General features: G+C 48.6%; 11 protein-coding genes. 4 read left to right on the top strand and 7 right to left on the bottom strand.

Annotated elements, in window-relative coordinates; all coding sequences use genetic code 11:
* Positions 1-16: 16 nt before the first annotated feature.
* Entirely contained in the window at positions 17-967 is a 951-nt protein-coding gene (locus FKN16_RS02750) for a helix-turn-helix domain-containing protein (RefSeq protein ID WP_170901941.1), read from the bottom strand.
* A 184-nt stretch (positions 968-1,151) separates the two neighbouring features.
* On the opposite strand from FKN16_RS02750, the gene FKN16_RS02745 reads away from it, so the two are divergent.
* The 4 genes from FKN16_RS02745 (at position 1,152) to FKN16_RS02730 (ending at position 6,114) form a co-directional block, all read left to right on the top strand.
* On the top strand, positions 1,152-2,564 hold the full coding sequence (locus FKN16_RS02745; RefSeq protein ID WP_005388715.1) for an ethanolamine ammonia-lyase subunit EutB: 1,413 nt from the start codon (positions 1,152-1,154) through the stop codon (positions 2,562-2,564).
* The gene (eutC, locus tag FKN16_RS02740) at positions 2,557-3,441 is read left to right on the top strand and encodes an ethanolamine ammonia-lyase subunit EutC (protein WP_114323453.1); all 885 of its coding nucleotides are present in this window, start codon (positions 2,557-2,559) and stop codon (positions 3,439-3,441) included. Before FKN16_RS02745 ends, eutC begins: the two co-directional genes overlap by 8 nt.
* An 11-nt stretch (positions 3,442-3,452) precedes the next feature.
* A complete protein-coding gene (gene eat / locus FKN16_RS02735; protein WP_170901940.1) occupies positions 3,453-4,856 on the top strand; it encodes an ethanolamine permease in 1,404 nt (467 codons plus the stop codon).
* A 187-nt stretch (positions 4,857-5,043) separates the two neighbouring features.
* On the top strand, positions 5,044-6,114 hold the full coding sequence (locus FKN16_RS02730) for a nitronate monooxygenase (RefSeq protein WP_170901939.1): 1,071 nt from the start codon (positions 5,044-5,046) through the stop codon (positions 6,112-6,114).
* Positions 6,115-6,145: 31 nt separating this feature from the next.
* Here the strand turns inward: FKN16_RS02730 and FKN16_RS02725 are convergent, their stop codons facing one another.
* The 6 genes from FKN16_RS02725 to FKN16_RS02700 form a co-directional block, all read right to left on the bottom strand.
* Positions 6,146-8,626: a GH92 family glycosyl hydrolase gene (locus tag FKN16_RS02725; protein WP_170901938.1), complete on the bottom strand. Its 2,481-nt coding sequence runs from the start codon at positions 8,624-8,626 to the stop codon at positions 6,146-6,148.
* Positions 8,627-8,715: 89 nt separating this feature from the next.
* Positions 8,716-11,172, bottom strand: a complete 2,457-nt coding sequence (locus FKN16_RS02720; protein ID WP_170901937.1) for a GH92 family glycosyl hydrolase — start codon at positions 11,170-11,172, stop codon at positions 8,716-8,718.
* 72 nt (positions 11,173-11,244) lie between these two features.
* On the bottom strand, positions 11,245-13,950 hold the full coding sequence (locus FKN16_RS02715; RefSeq protein WP_170901936.1) for a GH92 family glycosyl hydrolase: 2,706 nt from the start codon (positions 13,948-13,950) through the stop codon (positions 11,245-11,247).
* A gap of 47 nt (positions 13,951-13,997) precedes the next feature.
* A complete protein-coding gene (locus tag FKN16_RS02710) occupies positions 13,998-16,418 on the bottom strand; it encodes a GH92 family glycosyl hydrolase (protein WP_170901935.1) in 2,421 nt (806 codons plus the stop codon).
* Positions 16,419-16,538: 120 nt separating this feature from the next.
* Complete coding sequence (locus tag FKN16_RS02705) at positions 16,539-19,370, bottom strand: GH92 family glycosyl hydrolase (RefSeq protein ID WP_170901934.1); 2,832 nt, start codon at positions 19,368-19,370, stop codon at positions 16,539-16,541.
* A gap of 120 nt (positions 19,371-19,490) precedes the next feature.
* Positions 19,491-20,891: a fructose-specific PTS transporter subunit EIIC gene (locus FKN16_RS02700; protein WP_152813424.1), complete on the bottom strand. Its 1,401-nt coding sequence runs from the start codon at positions 20,889-20,891 to the stop codon at positions 19,491-19,493.
* Positions 20,892-20,902: the final 11 nt, after the last annotated feature.

The following is a 20,902-nucleotide window of genomic DNA, read 5'->3' as shown; positions in this document are numbered from 1 at the left end:
TATACTGCCTGTCATTTTATTTGCTGGACTCCCATTTTCTCGTTTCAGTTGGCGTCTCACCAAATAGCCGCTTGTAGCTTTGGCTGAACTGCCCGAGATGAAAAAAACCAAAGTCAAAAGCGATTTCTGCAATTGTTCGATTATCTTCAGGGCTTTGTAGCACTCTACGTACTTGATTCAGCCGCATTCGGTGTATGAATTGCTTTGGCGAAGTATTACAGCAATGTTCAAAGGTGTACTGCAGTGTGCGGCGACTGACGTGCACAGCGTCACACAGTTCACTGACGGTGATCGGAGTTCTGTAATCTAAGTCGTGTAGCTGTTGCTTTATGCGGCGCATCACATGCTGACGATGAGAGATTGATATCGGGTGGCTTGCGCTTGGTGAACTGATTGAGAACAGTTCGAGAACGATGTCTTTTAAAACCACCTGATGTGTGCTGTCAGACCATCGCGATTCAGTGGGGCCGAGTAAAGTACCCAAGTAGAATTTAAGTTGTTGAATGTGCTTTTCTGTTAGTCCCGCTAAGTGCGGTGTGTTGCAGCCGATACCGTCTAACTCGAGCTGTTTTTCTATGATTTGAACCAGTTTTCTGTCGAGTACTATCCCATAGATAGAAAACTGTTCAGGTGTCATTAACTCAAAATCTGCACCACCTTGTCTAAGCAAAAGCTGGCTTGCATTAAACTTGCTGTGATTTAGGTGTAGCGGTTTATTTTCCGCACTCAAACCCAACCAAATACCTCCCTGTTCAACCCTGCATTGCTGTCTTAGTGAGCGGTTACTGTCTTCTCGAAATACATGGAAATTGGGAAATCGTCGTTCTCGAATTTGACCTAAAAATCGGCCATCGCTGAGTTGATCGTATTCCTGTTGCCAGTTTATTAGGCTTGCAGCTTGTTGGTTTGCATCCTTTGTGTGATTGATGCACAGCATTGGTGCGGTTTGGGGTGTTTGGTCACTCATCCTTGTGATGCTCATTCTTTTTTTGTGAGTCATGTTGGAGCAGTTTTTATGTAACTCATTGTTTATTATTGTTTTATAAATGTTGCCAGTTTTTGATAACGCTACGGAACACATTTGGCAATACTTTCTTAAAGCTTATTGATAGTTCAGCAAAAAGCGAACCAAATAGTGAAGAGGAAGAGCAATGACGGCAACTTATCGTCGGCAACAAGGCAGTAAAGTCTATACCTTTAAGTCATTAGCTGACTTGATGGCGAAAGCGACACCGGAGCGATCAGGCGATGCGTTAGCTGGGGTTTGTGCTCAGTCAGCGGCAGAACGTGTAGTCGCACAAATGGCGCTGTCTGAGTTACCACTTAAAACGTTTCTTAACGAGGCGGTTATTCCATACGAAAGCGACGATATCACTCGCCTAATTATCGATACGCATGACCTTGAAGCCTTTAAACCGATTGAGCACTTGACGGTCGGAGATTTTCGAAATTGGCTGCTGAGTGAAGAAGCCGATGGTGAAACGTTGGCTAAAATTCGTCAAGGTTTAACACCAGAAATGGTGGCCGCAGTCAGTAAGATCATGCGCAACCAGGATTTGATTCTCGTTGCTAAAAAATGCCAAGTTGTCACGGCTTTTCGGAATACGATTGGTTTGCCGAGTCGCCTGTCTACTCGCTTACAGCCGAATCACCCCACTGATTCTCTCAACGGTATCGCAGCGACCATTTTTGATGGTCTGATGTACGGAAATGGCGATGCGGTTATCGGTATCAATCCGGCAACAGATAATGTGCCTCAAGCTATCAAGTTAATGAACTTAATGGATGAGGTGATTCAACACTATCAAATACCGACTCAGTCTTGTGTGTTAACTCATGTAACGAACACGATCGAAGCCATTGAAATGGGTGCACCAGTCGATCTCGTTTTTCAGTCGATAGGCGGCACGCAAGGAACGAACGATACCTTCGGAATAGACTTATCAATTTTGAAAGAGGCCCATGAAGCCGCGTTGTCTTTGAATCGAGGTAGTGTAGGAAACAATGTGATGTATTTTGAAACCGGACAAGGTACAGCGTTGTCTGCGAATGCATTTCATGGGGTCGATCAACAGACTTGCGAAGCTCGTGCTTATGCTGTCGCGAAACAGTTCGATCCTTTGTTGGTTAATACAGTTGTTGGGTTTATTGGCCCAGAGTACCTGTTTGATGGCAAACAGATCATTCGTGCTGGGCTTGAAGATCATTTTTGTGGGAAGCTGCTTGGTTTACCCATGGGTTGCGACATCTGTTACACCAATCATGCCTATGCCGATCAGAATGACATGGATAATTTGCTGACACTGTTAGGCGTGGCCGAGTGCTCTTTCATCATGGGTATTCCAGGGTCTGATGACATCATGCTCAACTATCAAACTACCTCATTTCACGATGCCCTTTACGCAAGAAAAGTACTCGGTCTGAAGCCAGCTCCAGAGTTTGAACAATGGTTAATGGAGATGCAGATTTTCGAGAGCGTGCAAGACGTTCGGTTAAGTGAGCAAATCTCTCGCTCGTTTTCGGGAGCAATTAATCAACTGAATAAGGGGTATTCTCATGGGTAAAGTGATCACCATTTCTCAGTCCACACAAGACGAGTCTGAAGTTGTCACACACAACCCTTGGGGCAAGTTACGCGACTTCACCTCTGCTCGGATCGCTCTGGGTCGCAGCGGAAACAGTGTACCAACCAACGAGTTACTCTCATTTCAGCTGGATCATGCCCAAGCTATGGATGCAGTGCATTGCAGTTTGAATATTGAGTCTCTCGTTGCTGGTTTGTCGGACTCTTACTCGATTCTTGAAAATACCTTAGAGCCTCCAGTGGTAGTGAGCAGCCAAGTGAGTGATCGGCTTATGTACTTGCAAAGGCCCGATTTAGGACGGCAGCTCGATGAATCTTCTTGGAAAACGCTCAACTCGATAGCAAATGAGCATAACACTGACATTGATCTTGCGATTGTTATTGCTGATGGACTTTCTTCCGTCGCAATTCAAAACCATGCCGTGCCTGTTGTTACGCGATTGATTTCTCTTTTAAGCGCTGATGATGAACATCAATGGAAATTCACACCTATCACAATCGTAAAGCAAGGAAGAGTAGCAGTAGGGGATGATGTTGGTGAATGTTTTAACGCTAAGGCCGTGCTGGTTTTAATTGGAGAGAGGCCCGGTCTAACTTCTCCGGATAGCATGGGTATGTATCTCACTTGGGGGGCTAAACGAGGCTCTAAAGATTCCCAAAGAAACTGCATTTCCAATGTGCGCCCTCAGGGGCTCAATTATGACGATGCCTGTGAACGCGCATTTTACTTGCTCAAGGAGGCTCGAAAATTACAACTGTCAGGAGTGAACCTGAAAGATCGCTCCGACATCAATGAGCCAAGTGGCGCAAGCGTTGAAGATAAACACAGCGACAACTTTTTAATTTCATCAAAGTAGAAGGATTTACTATGTCTAAACATCAGGAGTACTTGGCCAAAAGGCAGCTAAAAAGAGGCACCGCAGGTTGGATTTTACTTGCTGGCTTAGGTGTCTCGTATGTTATATCTGGTGACTTTGCCGGTTGGAACTTTGGCATCGCTCAAGCAGGATGGGGAGGCTTTCTTATTGCTGCTATCGCGATGGCAATAATGTATTTCACGCTAGTATTGTCTTTAGCTGAAATGTCTGCAGCGATTCCTGCTGCGGGTGGTGGTTACAGCTTCGCAAGACAGGCGATGGGGCCGACAGGCGGCTTTTTCACTGGCTTATCAGTTTTGATTGAATATGCGCTCGCGCCTGCTGCGATAGTGATTTTTATTGGCTCAGCAGTGAATGAATTGGTTGGTATCGATGGCCCTGTTGTTTACGCACTTTTCTACGCCGTCTTTATCGCTATTCATATGGCAGGGGTTGGCGAAGCTCTCAAAGTAATGATGGTCATCAGCGGTTTGGCTGTGCTAGCTATTCTCATTACTGCTGCTGTGCTTATTGGTCACTTTGACGTTAATAACTTATTCGATATTGCTCCGGCGACGGCTCAGGTAACAGAAATCTTGCCGTTTGGGTGGTATGGCGTATGGGCTGCGTTGCCATTTGCAATGTGGTTGTTTCTTGCGGTTGAAGGTGTGCCTTTAGCGGCAGAGGAGGCAAAAAATCCGGCAAAAGATGTTCCCCAAGGTATCATTGGTGCGATGCTGTTTTTATTGCTAACCGCAACTCTCGTAGTCGTCCTTTTGGCTGGTGCGGTTGGCTCAAAGGTCATAGGCGATAGCGCGGTGCCATTAGTTGACGCCCTAAAGCTTACGGGCAATTCAACGGTAGCAATGGCCGTGAACTTACTTGGATTGGCTGGCCTTATCGCTTCTTTCTTTTCAATCATTTATGGTTACAGTCGCTTGGTGTTTGCGCTTTCCCGCGCGGGTTATTTACCGCAAACTTTGTCATTAACCAGTGACAAAAAAGTGCCTTCTCGTGCGCTTTTGGTTCCGGGCGTTTTTGGGTTCTTGGTTTCACTTACGGGTGAGGGGGACTTAATCTTGGCGATGGCTGTTGTCGGTGCGACTGTATCGTACGCATTAATGTCCTTGAGCCATATTTTATTGCGAATTAAACAGCCGGAATTAACTCGTCCATATAAAACGCCTGGTGGGATAATTACTTCGAGTATTTCTCTGGTGCTTTCTTTGATCGCAATGACAGGTGTTTATGCTTTTGATCCCTCAGCCTTTTTCATGACAATGGGATTGTTTCTTATCGGTGGTGTTTATTATGGGTTATACAGCCGCAACAAATTGGTGGCAGCAACCGCCGATGAAGAGTTTGCCATGCTGTCTGTAGCAGAGCTAGAGCTTGAATCAGATGTCGTACGATAGTCACTCTGATTCTTGTTATTCAGCATATTAAGGGAGCCATAGGCTCCCTTTGTCATTTCTATCAAAAGTGCATAGCGCACAAATGCATCACTTTAACTTTATAAGTGTTTAATCATGTGAAAGTCTAGTCTGGATAACGATGGCGCAGAGCCATCACAGGTAAAGGTTAAGTTTTCAAGGAAAGGTCATGATAAATAAGGTATTTAATACACTTTTGGGAACAGAGTTACCGATTATTCAAGCGCCAATGGCCGGTGTGCAAGACAGCCAAATGACCATAGCCGTCAGTAATGTTGGCGGGCTTGGCTCGTTACCTTGTGGAATGCTGAACAAAGACACCATCGTAAAAGAACTTCAACTTATCAAGCAGGCAACTAACCGACCGTTTAACCTCAATTTCTTTTGCCATGAAATGCCGGAGTATGACGCCAACAAGCACGAAGAGTGGCAAAAAACGCTGCAACCGTATTTTTCCGAGGTTGATGCAACCGTTCAGGCTCAGCCAAACGCTCCGACAAGGATGCCTTTCAATTATGATATTGCTGACGCGATTGAACCATTTGCACCGCCAGTGATCAGTTTCCACTTTGGTTTGCCAGACGATGATCTGTTAGCTCGAATTAGAGGGTGGGGCGGGAAGATCCTTTCGTCAGCGACTACGGTGGACGAAGCACTTTGGCTAGAAGCAAAAGGCGTTGACGGTATTATCGCCCAAGGCTTGGAGGCTGGTGGACACCGAGGCATGTTTTTATCGGATGATTTATCTACTCAATTAGGCTTGATGGCGTTGTTACCGCAAATCGTCAAGCGCGTGAATTTGCCTGTTATTGCAGCAGGAGGAATTGCCGATAGAAATGGTTTAGAAGCCGCGCTGAAGTTAGGGGCAAGTGCCGTGCAGGTTGGCAGCGCCTATTTGTTGTGTGATGAGGCGAAAACATCGTCTTTACATCGATATGCCATTGCCAGTGAGCGCGCGCAGCATACGGCGGTGACTAATGTTTTTTCGGGCAGGCCAGCACGAGGCATTGTGAATCGCGCGATGTCGGAGCTAGGTTACATCTGTGAGTCTGCACCGAAATTCCCATATGCTTCCATTGAAATGACTCAGTTAAGAGCGCTTATGGAGAAGCAAAACCGAGATGAATTTACGCCGTTGTGGTGCGGACAAAATTCGTCGGGTTGCAAAGAAGTTTCAGCGGCAGAAATGACACTATCATTAGTGGAAGGGATTGATTTGAGCTTGTGTTCCTCAGACTGATTTGGCCTGAGGAACACATTTCAAGTGAAGGTTATTGAGGCGCTTTCATCGCTTTAGATTGATCGCCTGTCATCACGAAGTGCAACTCACCACCCGGTTTGAACTCGGAATGGTCGAAGAAGAAACCGTTATCCAAAGCTTTGCCATTGATGGTGACAGACTTGATGTACATGTTGTCATCGGCGTTGTTCTCCGTGGTGATGGTGAACGTGCCGCCTTTCACCGGAATCACCGCTTTGTCGAATAGCGGACGACCCACAGTGTAGATAGGTTCTGCCGCGTTCACTTGGTAAAAGCCTAATGCAGACATCACATACCAAGCAGACATTGCGCCTACGTCTTCGTTACCAATGACGCCCTCTGGCGCTGCAAAGTACATGTCATCCAGAATGTGGTCGACGACTTGTTGCGTCTTCCATGGTTCTGCGGTCCAGTTGAATAGGTAAGGAATGTGGTGTGAAGGCTCGTTACCAAACGCAACTTGACCAATCAAACCAGACATATCTGGTGTTTCTGTACCTTGGCTCTCTGCGGTGAAGGTTGCTTCTAGGTTTTTCTGGAACTCAGCATCGCCACCCATGATGGTTTTTAAGCCCGCGATGTCATGCGGTACAAACCAAGTCCACTGCCACGCGTTACCTTCGGTGTAGTTGCCTGTTTCGTGTTCTGTGCCGTATGGGTCGAATGGCGTCATGAAGGTTTCATCAATCATCACTGGGCGCATAAAGCCCGTCACACCATGCTCTGCGTATTCCGTTGGGTTGAAATCGAAGTATTTTTTGTAGCCTTTCGAGCGTTCAAGGTATTGCTCTTCCGCTTGAGTATCACCGGCTGCTTTGGCAATTTGTGCGATAGCCCAATCGTAGAACGCGTTTTCTAGACCGTAAGAAACAGACTCAACCGTGTAGTCTTCAAAGACTGGCTCACCATCGACACGTTGGATGGCAGGCGTGAAGCCGTTTTTCTCAATGTAATCGATGTGCTTGGTTAAAGTGCGATCCAATACGCCCTGATCCCAATCGGCTTGCAGTGCTGGGTAGTTGTCGTAAGTCGAAGAGTCGATCGCTGCTTTCAGTGCCAGCTCTTTCTCTTGCTGAGTAAACTCTTCTGGGAATTTGGTCATCGCATCTGCAATCACGGCGACCGCTGGGTAGCCAACCATGGTACCTGTTTCGTCACCTAAGTGTTCCCACTTCGGTAGCAAGCCGCTTTCAGTGTACTTCTGAACTAGGTTCTTCGCGTACTGCACCGCACGGGTTGGTTCCGTGATAGTTTTTAGTGGGTGTAATGCACGTTGGGTATCCCATAGAGAGTAAACCGAGAAGTTTGGCTGTTCTTCCGTTGCTTGACCGTAAGCGATGGAGTATTCCCCTTCGCCTTCACGAATTGAGCCTTTGCCCATGCCACGGAATCGACCATCCACGTCTTGATGCACCATAGGCGCAATCTTGGTGTGGTAAAGCGCGGTGTAGAAGATCTCTTTCTGATCTTCTGTGCCACCTTCGATAGAGAAGTTGAGTGCTTTTGCCCATTTCTCACGTGCGTTGTTGCGCGCAGTATCGAAAGAGACATTCGCTTCGGCATCGTAGTTGTTTTCTGCGCCTTGTGGATCAACCGCAGACAACGCCACTTGCGCATTCAACTCTTGTGAGCCTTCATCTTCAAATTCGATGTAGGCAGTGACGTCCGCTTTGACACGCTTAACTGGATTACCTTGGTCATCGTAAATCAATTCAGAAACGTGCTCTGCCGTTAGGCCGTTAACAGGTTCGCCGTTGGCAAGGATGTAGACGTCTTTGATCTTCTTATCAAAAGTCGCATAGAAGAAGATTTTTTGGTTTTTAGCCCAACCAGAGAAGTGCGCTGCGTCGCGCTCGCCCGTGATGGTATGACCGTCTTCGCTCACCGTCAGTTTGTTGCGCAGAGAGGTCGAACCCCAGTCACTGTTAAGTATGGAGTTGAGGTCAATCTTCAATCGTTGTGGTTGACCTTGCGGGTAGGTGTAACGATGGAAGCCGACACGTTCAGACGCCGTAAGCTCAGCTTTGATACCGTTCTCTGCAATCTTCACAGAGTAGTAACCCGCTTCTGCCACTTCTGAGGTTTTGTCCATCTTGACCGAAATCGCTTCGCGGTAGTCGTCGCTGTCTTCGATGTACTTGGCTTTGTCTTCGGTAAATGGCAGGAACAGAATGTCACCTAAGCCGCCCATCCCCGTGCCGGATAGGTGAGTGTGGGAGAAGCCAAATAGGGTCTTTTTATCGAAGTGGTAACCTGATGAAGAGTGCCAGCCGATCAGCTCGGTATCTGGAGAAAGTTGCACCATGCCTTCTGGCACAACAGGACCCGGAAAGGTGTGTCCGTTAAAGCCGGTACCAATGAATGGGTCGACGTATTTTAGGTTGGAAGTGTCGACGCTTGGTGAGGTGTTATCGTCGTCATCGTTGCAGCCAGCCAAACCAATAACACTTGCAATCACTGCGGTGGCGATAGCGGTTTTCGTAAAGTTCATAATCTTGATTCCTTAGGCAGGAAGCGCGTCACTTCCTGCCACTGAGTTAATCTATCTGCTTATTCTTTAAACACGAATTACAGAAAACGTTACTGAGCTTGAAGCGCTTCTTGCTTGTCACCCGTCATGACGAAGTGAAGCTCGCCGCCCGCTTTGATTTCGCTGTGTTTGAAGGTGAAGTTGGCATCCAGCGGTTTGCCGTTGATGGTTACGGACTTCACGTACTTGTTGTGTGGGCTGTTGTTGTCTGCAATGACGTTGAACTCGCCGCCTTCCACTGGAATGGTGATTTCATCAAACATAGGGCGACCGATGGTGTAGACCGGATCTGCAGGCGTCACTTGGTAGAAGCCCATTGCCGACATCAAGTACCAAGAGCTCATCTGACCTACGTCTTCGTTACCAATCAAACCAGTTGGTTCGCTGGTGTACATCTCTGACATGATGCGGTCTAGGTACTCTTGCGCTTTCCATGGCTCATCCGTTAGCGCGTATAGGTAAGGAATGTGGTGTGATGGCTCGTTACCGTGCATGTACTGACCGATGTAACCCGTTAGGTCTGGCAGCTCTTCACCTGTGTTTGAAGAACGCGCATTGAATAGCTCGTCCAAGTCTTCACGGAAGGCTTTCTCTGGCGTGGTGTCTTTGCCTTGAGCCAAGTCTGCTTGGTAGATTTCTTGTTTCAGACGGTTGAAATCGTGCATTGGTTGGAACTTCCATTGCCACGCGTTCCCTTCGGTGTAGGCAAACTCGTCCACGTAGTAAGGGTCGAATGGTAGCAGCGGGCATTTCTCTTTCATCACACCTGAGCCTTCAGGCCACTCAACCATTTCACACTCATCCAAACGATCTTCATCAATTGGTTGGTTGAACTCCAAAGGCGGTTTGTTTGGTGATGAACTAAGCGGGTGGTTTTTCGGACGTAAGAAGCCTGTCTCTGCATCCCAATGGTTAAGCCAGTTGTCAGCACGAGTCATAAACTCTTCTTGCAGTTTTACATCGCCAGCCATGCGCGCGATTTCTGCCATTGCCCAGTCGCCATATGCAAACTCAAGCGTGTAAGACGCACTGTTCCAGTAACCGTGGTGAACAAAGCCGTTTTCTTCGTACACCTTCACTTGCACAACGTTTGCTGCGCCGATGTTGTTGTCTTCCGTCCAATCTGGGAATTCAGACGCCTCGTGGTAACGCACCGTAAACTCAGCCGCTTCTTTAGCCAGTTTTGGGTCGATGTCTAAGCCTTTCGCCATCGCGTCAGCAATGATTGAGACCGCAGGGAAGCCGATCATAGTGCCCGTGTAGTGGCTGTGCAGTTCCCATTTCGGCAAGATGCCACCGTCTTCGTATTTACGAATCAGGTCGTTGGCAAACTCTTCGGCACGTTCTGGGTCGATGATGGTTTTCAGTGGGTGCGCTGCACGGAAAGTATCCCACATGGAGTACACAGAGTAGTTTGGTGTGTCGCCCGCGTCTTTTTGAATGCGAGTACGCATCGCTGGGTATTGACCGTCGACATCTTGGAAAATCATTGGCGCGATAGAAGCGTGGTAAAGCGCGGTGTAGAAGATCTCTTTTTGATCTTCCGTGCCGCCAGATACCATCATTCGGCTAAGCTCTTGGTGCCATGCGTCGTTGGCTTGAGCGCGCGCAGTATCAAATGACACACCTTTCGCTTCTGCTTCTAAGTTCTTCTCCGCACCTTCTGTGCCTGTTGGTGACAAGCCTACTTGGATTTCTAGCGGTGTTGATGATGGTGCGAATTCTAGGTACGCGATGGTTTTCACTGCGTCGATGTTGTCGTTGTTTACATCGATTTCGGTTTCTGCGCCGTCAACCAAAGCGATGGCTTTGACGATAGGTTGATTGAAAGTGGCGTAGAAGTAAACGTGTTGGTTGTTCGCCCATCCGTTTGAGCTACGTAAACCGCGGATGGTGTAAGCGTCGATGAACTCTAAATCACCCTTCATGGTGCGGTTGTTGAAGTGACCTTTGTTGAGGGTGTGGTCTAAATCGAACTTGATGTGTGGCGTCGTGCCTTCTTTGAAGGTGTAGCGGTGGAAACCAACACGTTGCGTGGTAGTTAGCTCGGCTTTGATTTCGCCTTTGTTCAGTTCAACCGCGTAGTAGCCTGCTTCTGCTGTTTCGTTGTCTTTATCGAAGGTATTGAAAACGGCGTTTTCTTTCTTGGTGAAAGGCAGAACTAAGATATCACCAAGGTCGGTAATGCCTGTGCCAGAAAGGTGAGTGTGGGAGAAGCCATACACCGGGATTTCAGTCAGCTTGCCGTGGTCGAAGTAACCTGCGGCAGAGCCCCAACCTTCCATTTCGGTATCAGGAGATAGTTGTACTAAACCGTAAGGCACAACCGCCCCTGGGAAGGTGTGACCGTCTGCGCCCGTACCAATCAATGGGTTGACGTATTGGGTTAGCGTGGTGTCGAGGGATGGTGTTCCAGATTTGCTGTTGTCGTCATCACTGTTACAACCAGCAAGACCAAACATGGCAGCGAGTATAGCGGTAGAGATAAGGGTTCTTTTTAGTTTCATTTTTATGGTTCCACTGAAGTGAAGTTTTTTAGGGGGCTAGACGCCCCCTTTCGTTATTTGGATAGGTATCGGTTACTGCGCTTTCATCGCTTCAGATTTGTCTGAAGTCATAACGAAATGCAGTTCACCACCGTCTTTCAAATCGCTGTGCGCGAAGCTGAAGTTGTCACTCAATTGTTTGCCATTGATTGTCACCGACTTCACGTAGATGCTCTCTTGGCTGTTGTTTTCTGAGGTGATGGTGAATTTACCGTCCGCGACTGGAATCACGGCTTTGTCGAACAGAGGACGACCGATGGTGTAACTTGCTTCGCCCGGTGTGACTTGGTAGAAGCCCAATGCAGACATCACATACCACGCCGACATCTGACCGACGTCTTCGTTACCAATCAGGCCTTCATGCGTTGGGTGGTAGAACTCGTTCATCGCCTGATCGACGATTTCTTGTGTCTTCCAAGGCTCTGCCGTCCAGTTGTATAGGTAAGGCACGTGGTGATCAGGCTCGTTACCCATCACGAACTGACCGATGTAGCCGGACATATCGTGTGATTGGCTTGTATCGGCGTTGGAGTCCGCATTAAACAGTGCATTCAAGTTAGCGAGGAATGCCGCTTTGCCTTGTTCGGTTACGTCTTCAGGAAGAGAGAAGTCGGTGCGGTCGATGTGCTCTCCACCCATCACGTTAGCCAGACCGTTCAAGTTGTGCGGTGCAAACCATGTCCATTGCCATGTGTTGCCTTCAGTAAAGTCTTCGCCTCGGTGCTCGGCGCGGTAAGGCCAGAACACGTCGCTTTCGTTGAGTGCTTTACGGTCTTTACAGGCGTTGTAGTCCATACCGTCTGGGATAGACAGTGCCATGTTCTCGTCCAAACATTCGGCTTTCAGGTTGTTTGCCCAAACCTTGCTGCCGCTATTCATGTATGCCGGACGCATAAAGCCCGTTGCACCCAATGCGTTGCCTTTGGTGTCTTGCAGTTTGCCGTATTGCTCTGGGTTGTAATCGAAGTAGTTCTTGAACGATTCAGAACGAGCCATGTAGCGGTCGTACTGCTGGTCGTTGCCCGCAAGTTTAGCGATCTGAGCGATACACCAGTCGTAGTAAGCATTCTCAAGACCGTAAGACACCGATTCGTTCACGAGCTCGTCGTATTTATCGACTTTCAAGCCTTCCACGTAACCCGGTTTTTCGCCAGAGTCCGGCGCCCATTTAGTGTTGGCTGGAATAAAGCCGACGTCTTCTTGGTAGTCGTTATGACGCGTCATTACTGTGAAGCGTTTGTCGCCGTTCCAAGCATCTTGGTAAGGCACCCAGCTTTCAGTTTTATCAAGGTTAAAGTTGACCGTTTCGTCAGCGGCTTTCAACGCCAAATCAAACTCAGCTGCGGTAAAGGCTTCTGGGTGTTTGACCATGATATCGGCGATAACTGAGACTGCAGGATGACCGACCATTTCACCAGTGTAATCCGAGTGCAGTTCCCATTTTGGTAGCACGCCACCCGTTTGGTATTTGTTCAATAGATCGCGTGCGTGTTCAATCGCGCGGTCTTTATCGATGATGGTTTTCAGTGGGTGTGCGGCGCGGAAGGTATCCCACATTGAGTACACTGAGTAGTTCACTAAGCCATCTTCTGCTTGGTGCACTTTGCCATCCATGCCACGGTATTTGCCATCCACATCTTGGTATAGGAATGGAGCAACGAACGTACGGTAGAGCGAGGTGTAGAACATGGTCTTATCAGCTTTGTTGCCGCCTTCCAGTTCAAACTCGCCAAGGATGTTTTCCCAAGCCAAGCGGTTTTGTTGTACGACATTGTCGAAGTCCCAACCGTTAGTGTCTGCTTCTAGGTTTTTCAGTGCGCCGTCAACGCCAGTGCCAGAAATCGCTACTTTGACCACCAATGACTCATCGCTCTTACCAAAGTTCAAATGCGTCAGGACATCGTTTGCGCGTTTTGCCAAACGTTCTGGGTCAGGTTCTGGTTCGCCCGGCATTGGTTTGTGCTCTGCGTAGCCGCGGTAATCTTCCAAGCCGACTTCGGTAGCGTCAGTTGGGGTGAGTTTGTTTTCAGAAGCCAGTTTGGTGTACAGGTTCTCTTCAATGATTGGATCAGAGAATTCTGCCGCGAAGAACACGGTTTGCCATTGACCCCATTCGTTTGAGGTACGCGCGCCTACGACTGTGGTGTCGTTAACGCGTTTGTAGTAGATGCTGCGAGAGTGGTTGCCGTATTGCTCTAACAGTTCGTGTTGCAGGTCGATACGCACTTTGCGGTCTTCACCCGGCTTAAAGGTGTAACGCTGGAAAGCCACGCGGTCGGTTGCCGAAAGCTCAGCTTTTACACCAGTTTCTACAAGGTCAACCGAGTAGTAACCAACCTCTGCCACTTCCGAGCTTTTATCCATGGTTACGGCATCGGTATTGAAGCCTGTGTATGGCAAGAAGGCGAAGTCGTTTAGATCGCCTTTACCTGCGCCGGAAATGTGAGTCATTGAGAAGCCAGAAAGCAGGCTGTGCACAGGATCGTATTCGACAGGTGAGCCTTTGCCATTCCAACCGTTTGGATCGAAGTTATCTGGTGACGGTTGAATCATACCTTCTGGCATGACTGGAGATGGGTTGACGTTGCCAAGACCTTTTGTGCCGATCAAGGTATCAACGAATTCCAAAGTAGGGGTAGAGATAACTGGAGTTTCTGGATCAGAGTCGCTGCCACAACCAGCAAGACCAAGCATGGCGGTTAACACTGCGGTAGAGAGTAGGGTTCTTTTTAGTTTCATTGTTTTTATTCCACGAGAAAAGGGGACACGAGGTCCCCTCAAAATCATTATTCGCCTAGGTTGGCTTGCATTGCTTCAGACTTGTCAGCCGTCATCACGAAGTGCAGCTCGCCGCCTGCTTTGAATTCGCTGTGCTGGAAGGTGTTGTACACATCCAGAGGCTTACCGTTGATGGTCACTTCTTTGATGTACATGTTGTCTGGACCGTTGTTCTCAGCCGTTACCGTGAAGGTGCCAGAGCCAATGTCTACCGTCGCTTTGTCGAAGATTGGACGACCGATGCTGTAGGTTGGATCGGTTGGCGAGATTTGGTAGAAGCCCAGTGCTGACATCAAGTACCACGCCGACATTTGACCTACGTCTTCGTTACCGATGATGCCGTCTGGCGTCGGTTTGTAGAACTGGTCGTAAACTTGGTCTAGGTATTCCTGCGCCTTGTAAGACTCTTCTGTACGGTTGTACAAGTAGATGACGTGGTGCGAAGGTTCGTTACCGTGAATGTACTGACCGATGTAGCCTGTCATGTCTTGGTGCGCTTCGCCGCCATTTGGATCGGCAGTAAATAGGTTGTTCAGCTTGTCGTTCAGACCTTGCGTGCCGCCCATGATTTCAGTCAGCTTGTCTAAGTCTTGCATGAACGCCCATTGCCACTGCCACGCGTTACCTTCTGTGTAGTAGAACGCGTCAGACTTGTAAGGGTCGAAGTCAGTTGAAGCGTATTTCAGCGCACATGGGTCGCCTTCTTTCAGTTCTGTCGGTACAAAGAAGCCCGTGCCGTCTGCGTTACCTGCTTCTGCATCCCAGTGTTTCAAAGAGTTGTAAGAACGAGCTTTGAACTCTTCATACGCGTCCATATCGCCGGCAGCTTTTGCCATTTCTGCGATCGTCCAATCGTAGAAGGAGAATTCCAACGAGTACGACACTGAGTTCCAGTTCGGGTAACGAACACACTGTTCTTTCTCGTGGTAGTTCAACTGACCTGCCATAAGTGAGCTTAGGATGTCGTCATGAATCTGTGGGTATTCATGCGGTGTGTAACGTGCTGATTTTACTGACGCCGTGTAAGCCTGCTCTGCATCAATCAAGCCTTTGGTCACCGCATCGCCTAGAATTGCTGCCGATGGGTAGCCGATCATGGTGCCAGTTTCTGAGCCGTGACCTTCCCATTTCGGCAATAGACCAAACTCGTCGTTGGATTTACGAATCAAGTCTTTCACGTATAGCGTTGCTTGATCTGGGTCGATGATGGTCCACATTGGGTGAACCGCGCGGAACGTATCCCACGTTGAGTAAATCGAGTAGTTTGGTGTGTCGCCATCTTTCAGTGTGCGCACTGTGCCAAGCATATCCACGTATTGACCATCCACATCGTAGAACTCGATTGGTGCGATCATCATGTGGTACATGCCAGTGTAGAAGTTGGTTTTCTCTGCGTCTGTGCCGCCTTCTACTTTGATTTTCGCTAGCTTCTCAGCCCACGCGTATTCCGCGTCTTCTTTTACTTTTGCTAGGTCGAAACTTGGTGCTTCCGCTTCTAAGTTTTTCTGTGCGCCTTGCCAGTTAACTGGAGAGATACCGACGCGGATTTCAATTGGCTCTTCGCCTGTGCCGAAGTTTAGGTAAGCGGTCAGATTATCGCCAGAGTAAACCGCGCCATTGCGCATTTCGCGCGTTGGTTCTAGGTCTTGTTCGCCTAACAGTGCTTTGGCGATTGGTTGGTTGAATTTCGCGTAGAAGAAGATGTCTTGACCTTGGTGATCTTGCCCTTGGAACCAGCCAGTTGAGGTTTTACGACCGCGAATGGTGTATTCGTCCACCACTTCTACTTTGTTCTTCAAAGATTTGCCGTTGTTGTTCATTAGGGTATGCCCCAAATCGAACTTCACGTTGCGGTCTGCGCCATCAGCAAAGGTGTATTTGTGCAAACCAACGCGTTTGGTGGCGCTCAGTTCTACTTCGATTTGACCTTGGTTTAGCTTGGTTTTGTAGTAGCCTGCGCTTGCTTCTTCATTGGCTTTGTCGAAAGAGTTCAGCTGTGTGTTCGCCATGTCTGCGTATGGCAGAACCAAGATGTCGCCTAAGTCCGTTGCGCCTGTACCTGAAAGGTGAGTATGGGAGAAGCCGTACAGCGGAACGTCAGTGTTAACTACTTCGCCAGTTTCGTAGTTGGATGAATCCCAGTAGCCAGATGCCGAGTGCCAAGGGTTAAGCCCAGATTCATGGTCTGTGTTAGAACCGATGAAAGTATCTGGAGACAGTTGAACCATACCTGCCGGTACCGTCGCGCCCGGGAATGTATGACCAGAAGCTGCTGTGCCGATCATAGGATCGACGTATTTCAATACCGCAAGATCAACAATTGGATCACCCGGCAGTGAAGAGGAAGAATCGTTGTCGCTGTTACAGCCAGCCAAGCCACCCGTCAGACCAACCAGGATAGCCAAAGAGATAAGATTACGTTTAAACATGTGCATACCGTTTTGTCGTTATTCGTATATAAAAAAGTGTTTATAAGAGACTGCTTATAAAATTTGCTTGTAGGGATAGCCGGGAGATGCGCTCCCCCGGCTGAGTTGTCACTATTGGGATTAACGAGAACCTGCTGGCATCTCGTCTTCATGCAAGAACTCACCGATGCCTTGTGCTGGTGGAAGATCTTGCTCTAAAGAGCCCCAACGTTGATTTGGTTTGTCGCCCATCACGAACTCCAGCTCACCGCCGTACATGATTTCGTCATGAGTCAGGTAAGTGCGGTTGAAGTCTTTGCCGTTGTAGCGAGCCGATTGAATGAAGATGTTTTCGCGGCTAACGTTCTTCGCGGTAACGGTGAACTTCTGGTTGTTGCCGACATCGATAGACGCGCTTTCAAACAGCGGAGTACCGATTTCGTAGATGCCAGAAGAAGCATTCACTGGGTAGAAGCCAAGTGCACGGAACACGAACCACGCAGAGAGCGTACCGAAGTCGTCGTTACCACAAATGCCGTCAGCGGTGTTCTTGTAGCAAATGTTGGTTGCTGCGGCGATGGCTGCCTGACCTTTCCAAGGTTGACCGACGTAGTTGTACAAGTAAGGAACGTGGATATCTGGTTCGTTACCTTGTACGTGCTGACCAACGTTACCTGTGTTGAACACTGGGAATTGGTTGTCGCCTGCGTTGCGGTCTGGGTAGGTTGACCAGTACTCATCCAAGCGCGCTGCGAACAAGTCACCGCGTTCTGCTTCAGGGTTTTGTGTCTTATCGAAGCGTGTCATCAGGTCAATCAAGCCATGAATGTCGTGCTGAACACTGAACGAGTATTGCCAGCCGTTCGATTCAGAGAATGACCAGTTGAACATGTCTGGACGCCAGTCTTTACCAACCGCGCGACCGGTGATTGGGTCTACCCACCCTGCATCGATAAACTCGCCATCGTAGTCACGGGCTTTGAACCAACCTTGGTATTGCTTACCGCCGAAGTCGAATTGCGCTTGCCAGTTTTTAGAACGGTTAGCGAACTCGGTGTAGCGTGGATCTTCTTCACCGAAGACTTCCTTGATCGATTGTGCGATTGCCCAGTCGTTCATTGAATATTCAAGCGAGTAAGATGCTGTCCAAGAGTCTTTAAATGGTGAGTGACCGCCGTAAGAATCTGGTGGAGTGTCGTGCAATTGCGCTGGCACGTAACCTTGTTCTTCGTACTCTTTGATCCATGCTACGCCTTGGCTCGTTGCGGCGCGCGCGTCGGTAATCATCGCTTCAACTAAACGTTCTTTAACGTCTTTGCGCTCTGCTTCTGTGAAGCCAAGATCGATCATGCGTTTTTCTAGTGAGCCTTTCGACAACACATCATGAATCACAGGCGTTGAGTGCATGCCCATCATCATGCCCGTTTCGTTGCCTTTGAATGTCCACTCAGGCAGACGACCTTTGCGCACGTTGCCTTTGTCATCCACCCATTCTTCTTCGGCGTAAGACAACATAGACAGCACCACGTCTGCTAGGCGGTCTGGCTCAAGAATCGAAGACAGCGGTTGAACTGCGCGGTAGGTATCCCATAACGAGAAAGTGTCGTAGCGCGTGAAGTCTGCTTTGCCATCTTTGTTAGCATCGGCTGTGCGGATCGACTCTTTCAGCGTATCGATCTTATCGCCCCAAGGTGTGTTGCCATCTGGGTAGGCGTTGCGACCTTGGTGCACTTGGCGGTAGCGACCATCTAAGTCAGAGTGAATAGTTTGACCTAGGTACGAGTGGTACATCGCGGTGTAGAAGGTCTGTTTGTAATCTTCGTCGCCAGAGACTTGGATCTTGCCGAGTTCGTCTTCCCATTTCTTCGTTGCCGCTTCGCGTACTTGGTCGAAGTTCATGCCCGCAACTTCTGTCATGTTAAGAGAAGCACCTGACTTGCCGTTCTCGCCAATCTCAACGTTTGATAGTGCCAATTTCGCTTCAACCGTTAAGCCGTCTTTGGATGTATCGAACTCAACGTAAGCGCGCGCGTATTGGTACTTGCCGCGTGTTTCGTTACCGATTTCCGTAATGCCTTCTGGCACGTCCATGTAACGACCTTGCTCTTTATCGTAGTAAGCAAAGCGGACGTTTTTGATCGGTTGGTCGAATTCCATCACGAAGAATTCTTTTTGGCTTGGTGCCCAGCCATCAGAGAAACGGTGACCTTCAAGACGGTTGTTGTCTTTGTCCCATTTCAAGTAAGAATCTGAGGTGTAGTCCCAGTTAATTTTGAAGCCAGTATTCACGATGATTTCTGACTTCTCATCACGAGGGAAGGTGTAGCGGTGTACACCAACGCGATCAGATGCCGTTAATTCTGCTTTGATGTCGTAATCCAATAGATCGACTTTGTAGTAGCCTGCTGTCGCTTGCTCGTCACGATGTTGGAAGCGAGACGCTTCTAGGTTTAGCGTTGCCGAACCTTCATCAATCATGAAATCCGAACGTGAGTTGATTGGCATGACGAGAATGTCGTTCAAGTCGCCAGCACCTGCTCCGGAAAGGTGGGTATGAGAGAAACCGGAAGTACGTGCGTCGTGGTAGTAGTAGCCTGAAATGTATTCCCAGCCGTTAGAGCCGTTGTTAGGAGAAAGCTGCACCATGCCGTGTGGTGTGGTTGCACCAGGGTAGGTGTTGCCTAGGTTACCTGTACCGATGAATGGGTTGACGTAGCGTGTTACGTCCATATCGGCGAAATCTACTGGGATGTGAACGCCCATGTCGACTTCAGGTGTTTCTGGGTTTGGCTTGTCATCACAGTCGCCATCGCCAACTGGAGGACATACTGGCTTGCCGCCGTCAGGAATATCCGGCAGTGCAGGGTTGGTGTCACCGCCTTCATAAATGTTGGTTGTGTCGTCGTTACAGCCAGTCAGACCGACTAGACCACTGAGAACTGCGCAAGCGAGTAGGGAAGGTTTGAATTTCATTTTTAAGGCCTTGTAAATTGTAGGGTTGTATAATTAAAAAAATCAGGGGTATTACTAAAACTTAAAAACTTGAAATAGAGCCCTTTGGGGGAAGGGCTCTTAGGGGGAGGAGCTTAAGGTTTAAGCTTTCACAAGAGTCGCTGCGTTACGCATCGCTTCTTTCGTTGAACACTCAACAACGTTTGCTTTTGCAAAGCGGTGAGCGTCTTTTACTTGGATATCGTGAGCTAGAATAACCAGCTTCGCGTTTGCTACATCTAGGTCAGTGATGCGGTTCTGGATACCGTTTTGACCTTGAGTTTCTACTTTGATCTTCAGACCCGCTGCTGCACCTGCTTTCTCTAGTGCTTTCGCTGCCATGAATGTGTGTGCTACGCCAGATGGGCAACATGTTACTGCTACGATGTCGTACTCGCCTTCGCCTGCTGCTGGAGCCGCTTGAGCTTGTGCAGGTGCTGCTTCTACGATTTCGTCTTCTGCTTCTTCTTCAGCAACTGGTTTCCAGAAGCCAACGATAACTGCTGTTGTTAGTGAGCCTAGTGCGATACCCACAACGTACATTGGGATGTTGCTTGATACAGGTGCTGTGATTAGACCGCCCCATGGTGCGTGTAGTAGAACGTCTGTTAGGAAGCCGAACACACAGCCAACGATACCACCAGCAACGATTGAAGGAAGAACGCGTACAGGGTCGTTTGCTGCGAATGGGATAGCACCTTCAGAGATACCGATAGAGCCCATGATTGCTGCTGCTTTACCTGCTTCTTGCTCTTGCTTAGTGAACTTCTTCTTGAATAAGAATGTTGCTAGTGCCATGCCTAGAGGAGGCGTACAGATTGCGATACCAACACCACCCATTAGCCATGGTTGAGTGTCAACTTGAGTTTGAGCGAATAGCGTTGCTACTTTGTTGATTGGACCGCCCATATCGAATGCAGTCATACCACCAAGAATCGTACCTAGAACCACTTTAGAAGCGCCAGCCATAGAAGCTAGGAATTCGTTCATAGAAGCCATGAAGATCTTGATTGGCTCACCGATACCCCAAAGAACGATACCTGCAGAGATAAGCGTACCAACAAGCGGGTAGATAAAGTAAGCGCCCAACGCAGTCATGTTAGCAGAAAGAGGGATCTTCTTAAGTTGTAGAACTACACCACCAGCGATAAAACCAGCGACGATACAACCTAGGAAGCCGCCGCCCATGTCAGCCATGATGCCAGAAGAGATCATCGCTGGAGCAAGTGCCGGTTTGTCTGCAATTGAGTAACCAATGAAGCCACCAAGAATAATTGGGAACAGCACCAGACCTTTAATACCGATATTAGAAATATCCGCCAATAAACCGTCCGCAGGAACCGCACCTTTACCGGATGCCATTACCGCCAGCGCCAGTAGTACACCACCCGCAACGATAAATGGCAGCATGTGAGAAGTACCGAATAAAAGGTGACCTTTCATGGTACTTAGGAGTTTTTTGAAATCGCTATTATTGCTAGCTTGAGCTGTGATTGTACTCATAATTTCACGCC

The sequence above is a fragment of the Vibrio sp. 11-4(1) genome, assembly GCF_013048625.1.
GTDB classification, from domain to species: Bacteria; Pseudomonadota; Gammaproteobacteria; order Enterobacterales; family Vibrionaceae; genus Vibrio; species Vibrio diabolicus.
Note: the sequence above shows the minus strand (reverse complement) of the source record. Positions and strands in the feature narration are given on the sequence as shown.

Bases quoted from the DNA above. Each gene is read 5' to 3' on its own strand.
- FKN16_RS02710 (WP_170901935.1), bottom strand. From the start codon at position 16,418: ATGTTTAAACGTAATCTTATCTCTTTGGCTATCCTGGTTGGTCTGACG.
- FKN16_RS02750 (WP_170901941.1), bottom strand. From the start codon at position 967: ATGAGTGACCAAACACCCCAAACCGCACCAATGCTGTGCATCAATCAC.
- FKN16_RS02745 (WP_005388715.1), top strand. From the start codon at position 1,152: ATGACGGCAACTTATCGTCGGCAACAAGGCAGTAAAGTCTATACCTTT.
- eutC (WP_114323453.1), top strand. From the start codon at position 2,557: ATGGGTAAAGTGATCACCATTTCTCAGTCCACACAAGACGAGTCTGAA.
- FKN16_RS02700 (WP_152813424.1), bottom strand. From the start codon at position 20,891: ATGAGTACAATCACAGCTCAAGCTAGCAATAATAGCGATTTCAAAAAA.
- FKN16_RS02715 (WP_170901936.1), bottom strand. From the start codon at position 13,950: ATGAAACTAAAAAGAACCCTACTCTCTACCGCAGTGTTAACCGCCATG.
- FKN16_RS02720 (WP_170901937.1), bottom strand. From the start codon at position 11,172: ATGAAACTAAAAAGAACCCTTATCTCTACCGCTATACTCGCTGCCATG.
- FKN16_RS02705 (WP_170901934.1), bottom strand. From the start codon at position 19,370: ATGAAATTCAAACCTTCCCTACTCGCTTGCGCAGTTCTCAGTGGTCTA.
- FKN16_RS02725 (WP_170901938.1), bottom strand. From the start codon at position 8,626: ATGAACTTTACGAAAACCGCTATCGCCACCGCAGTGATTGCAAGTGTT.
- eat (WP_170901940.1), top strand. From the start codon at position 3,453: ATGTCTAAACATCAGGAGTACTTGGCCAAAAGGCAGCTAAAAAGAGGC.
- FKN16_RS02730 (WP_170901939.1), top strand. From the start codon at position 5,044: ATGATAAATAAGGTATTTAATACACTTTTGGGAACAGAGTTACCGATT.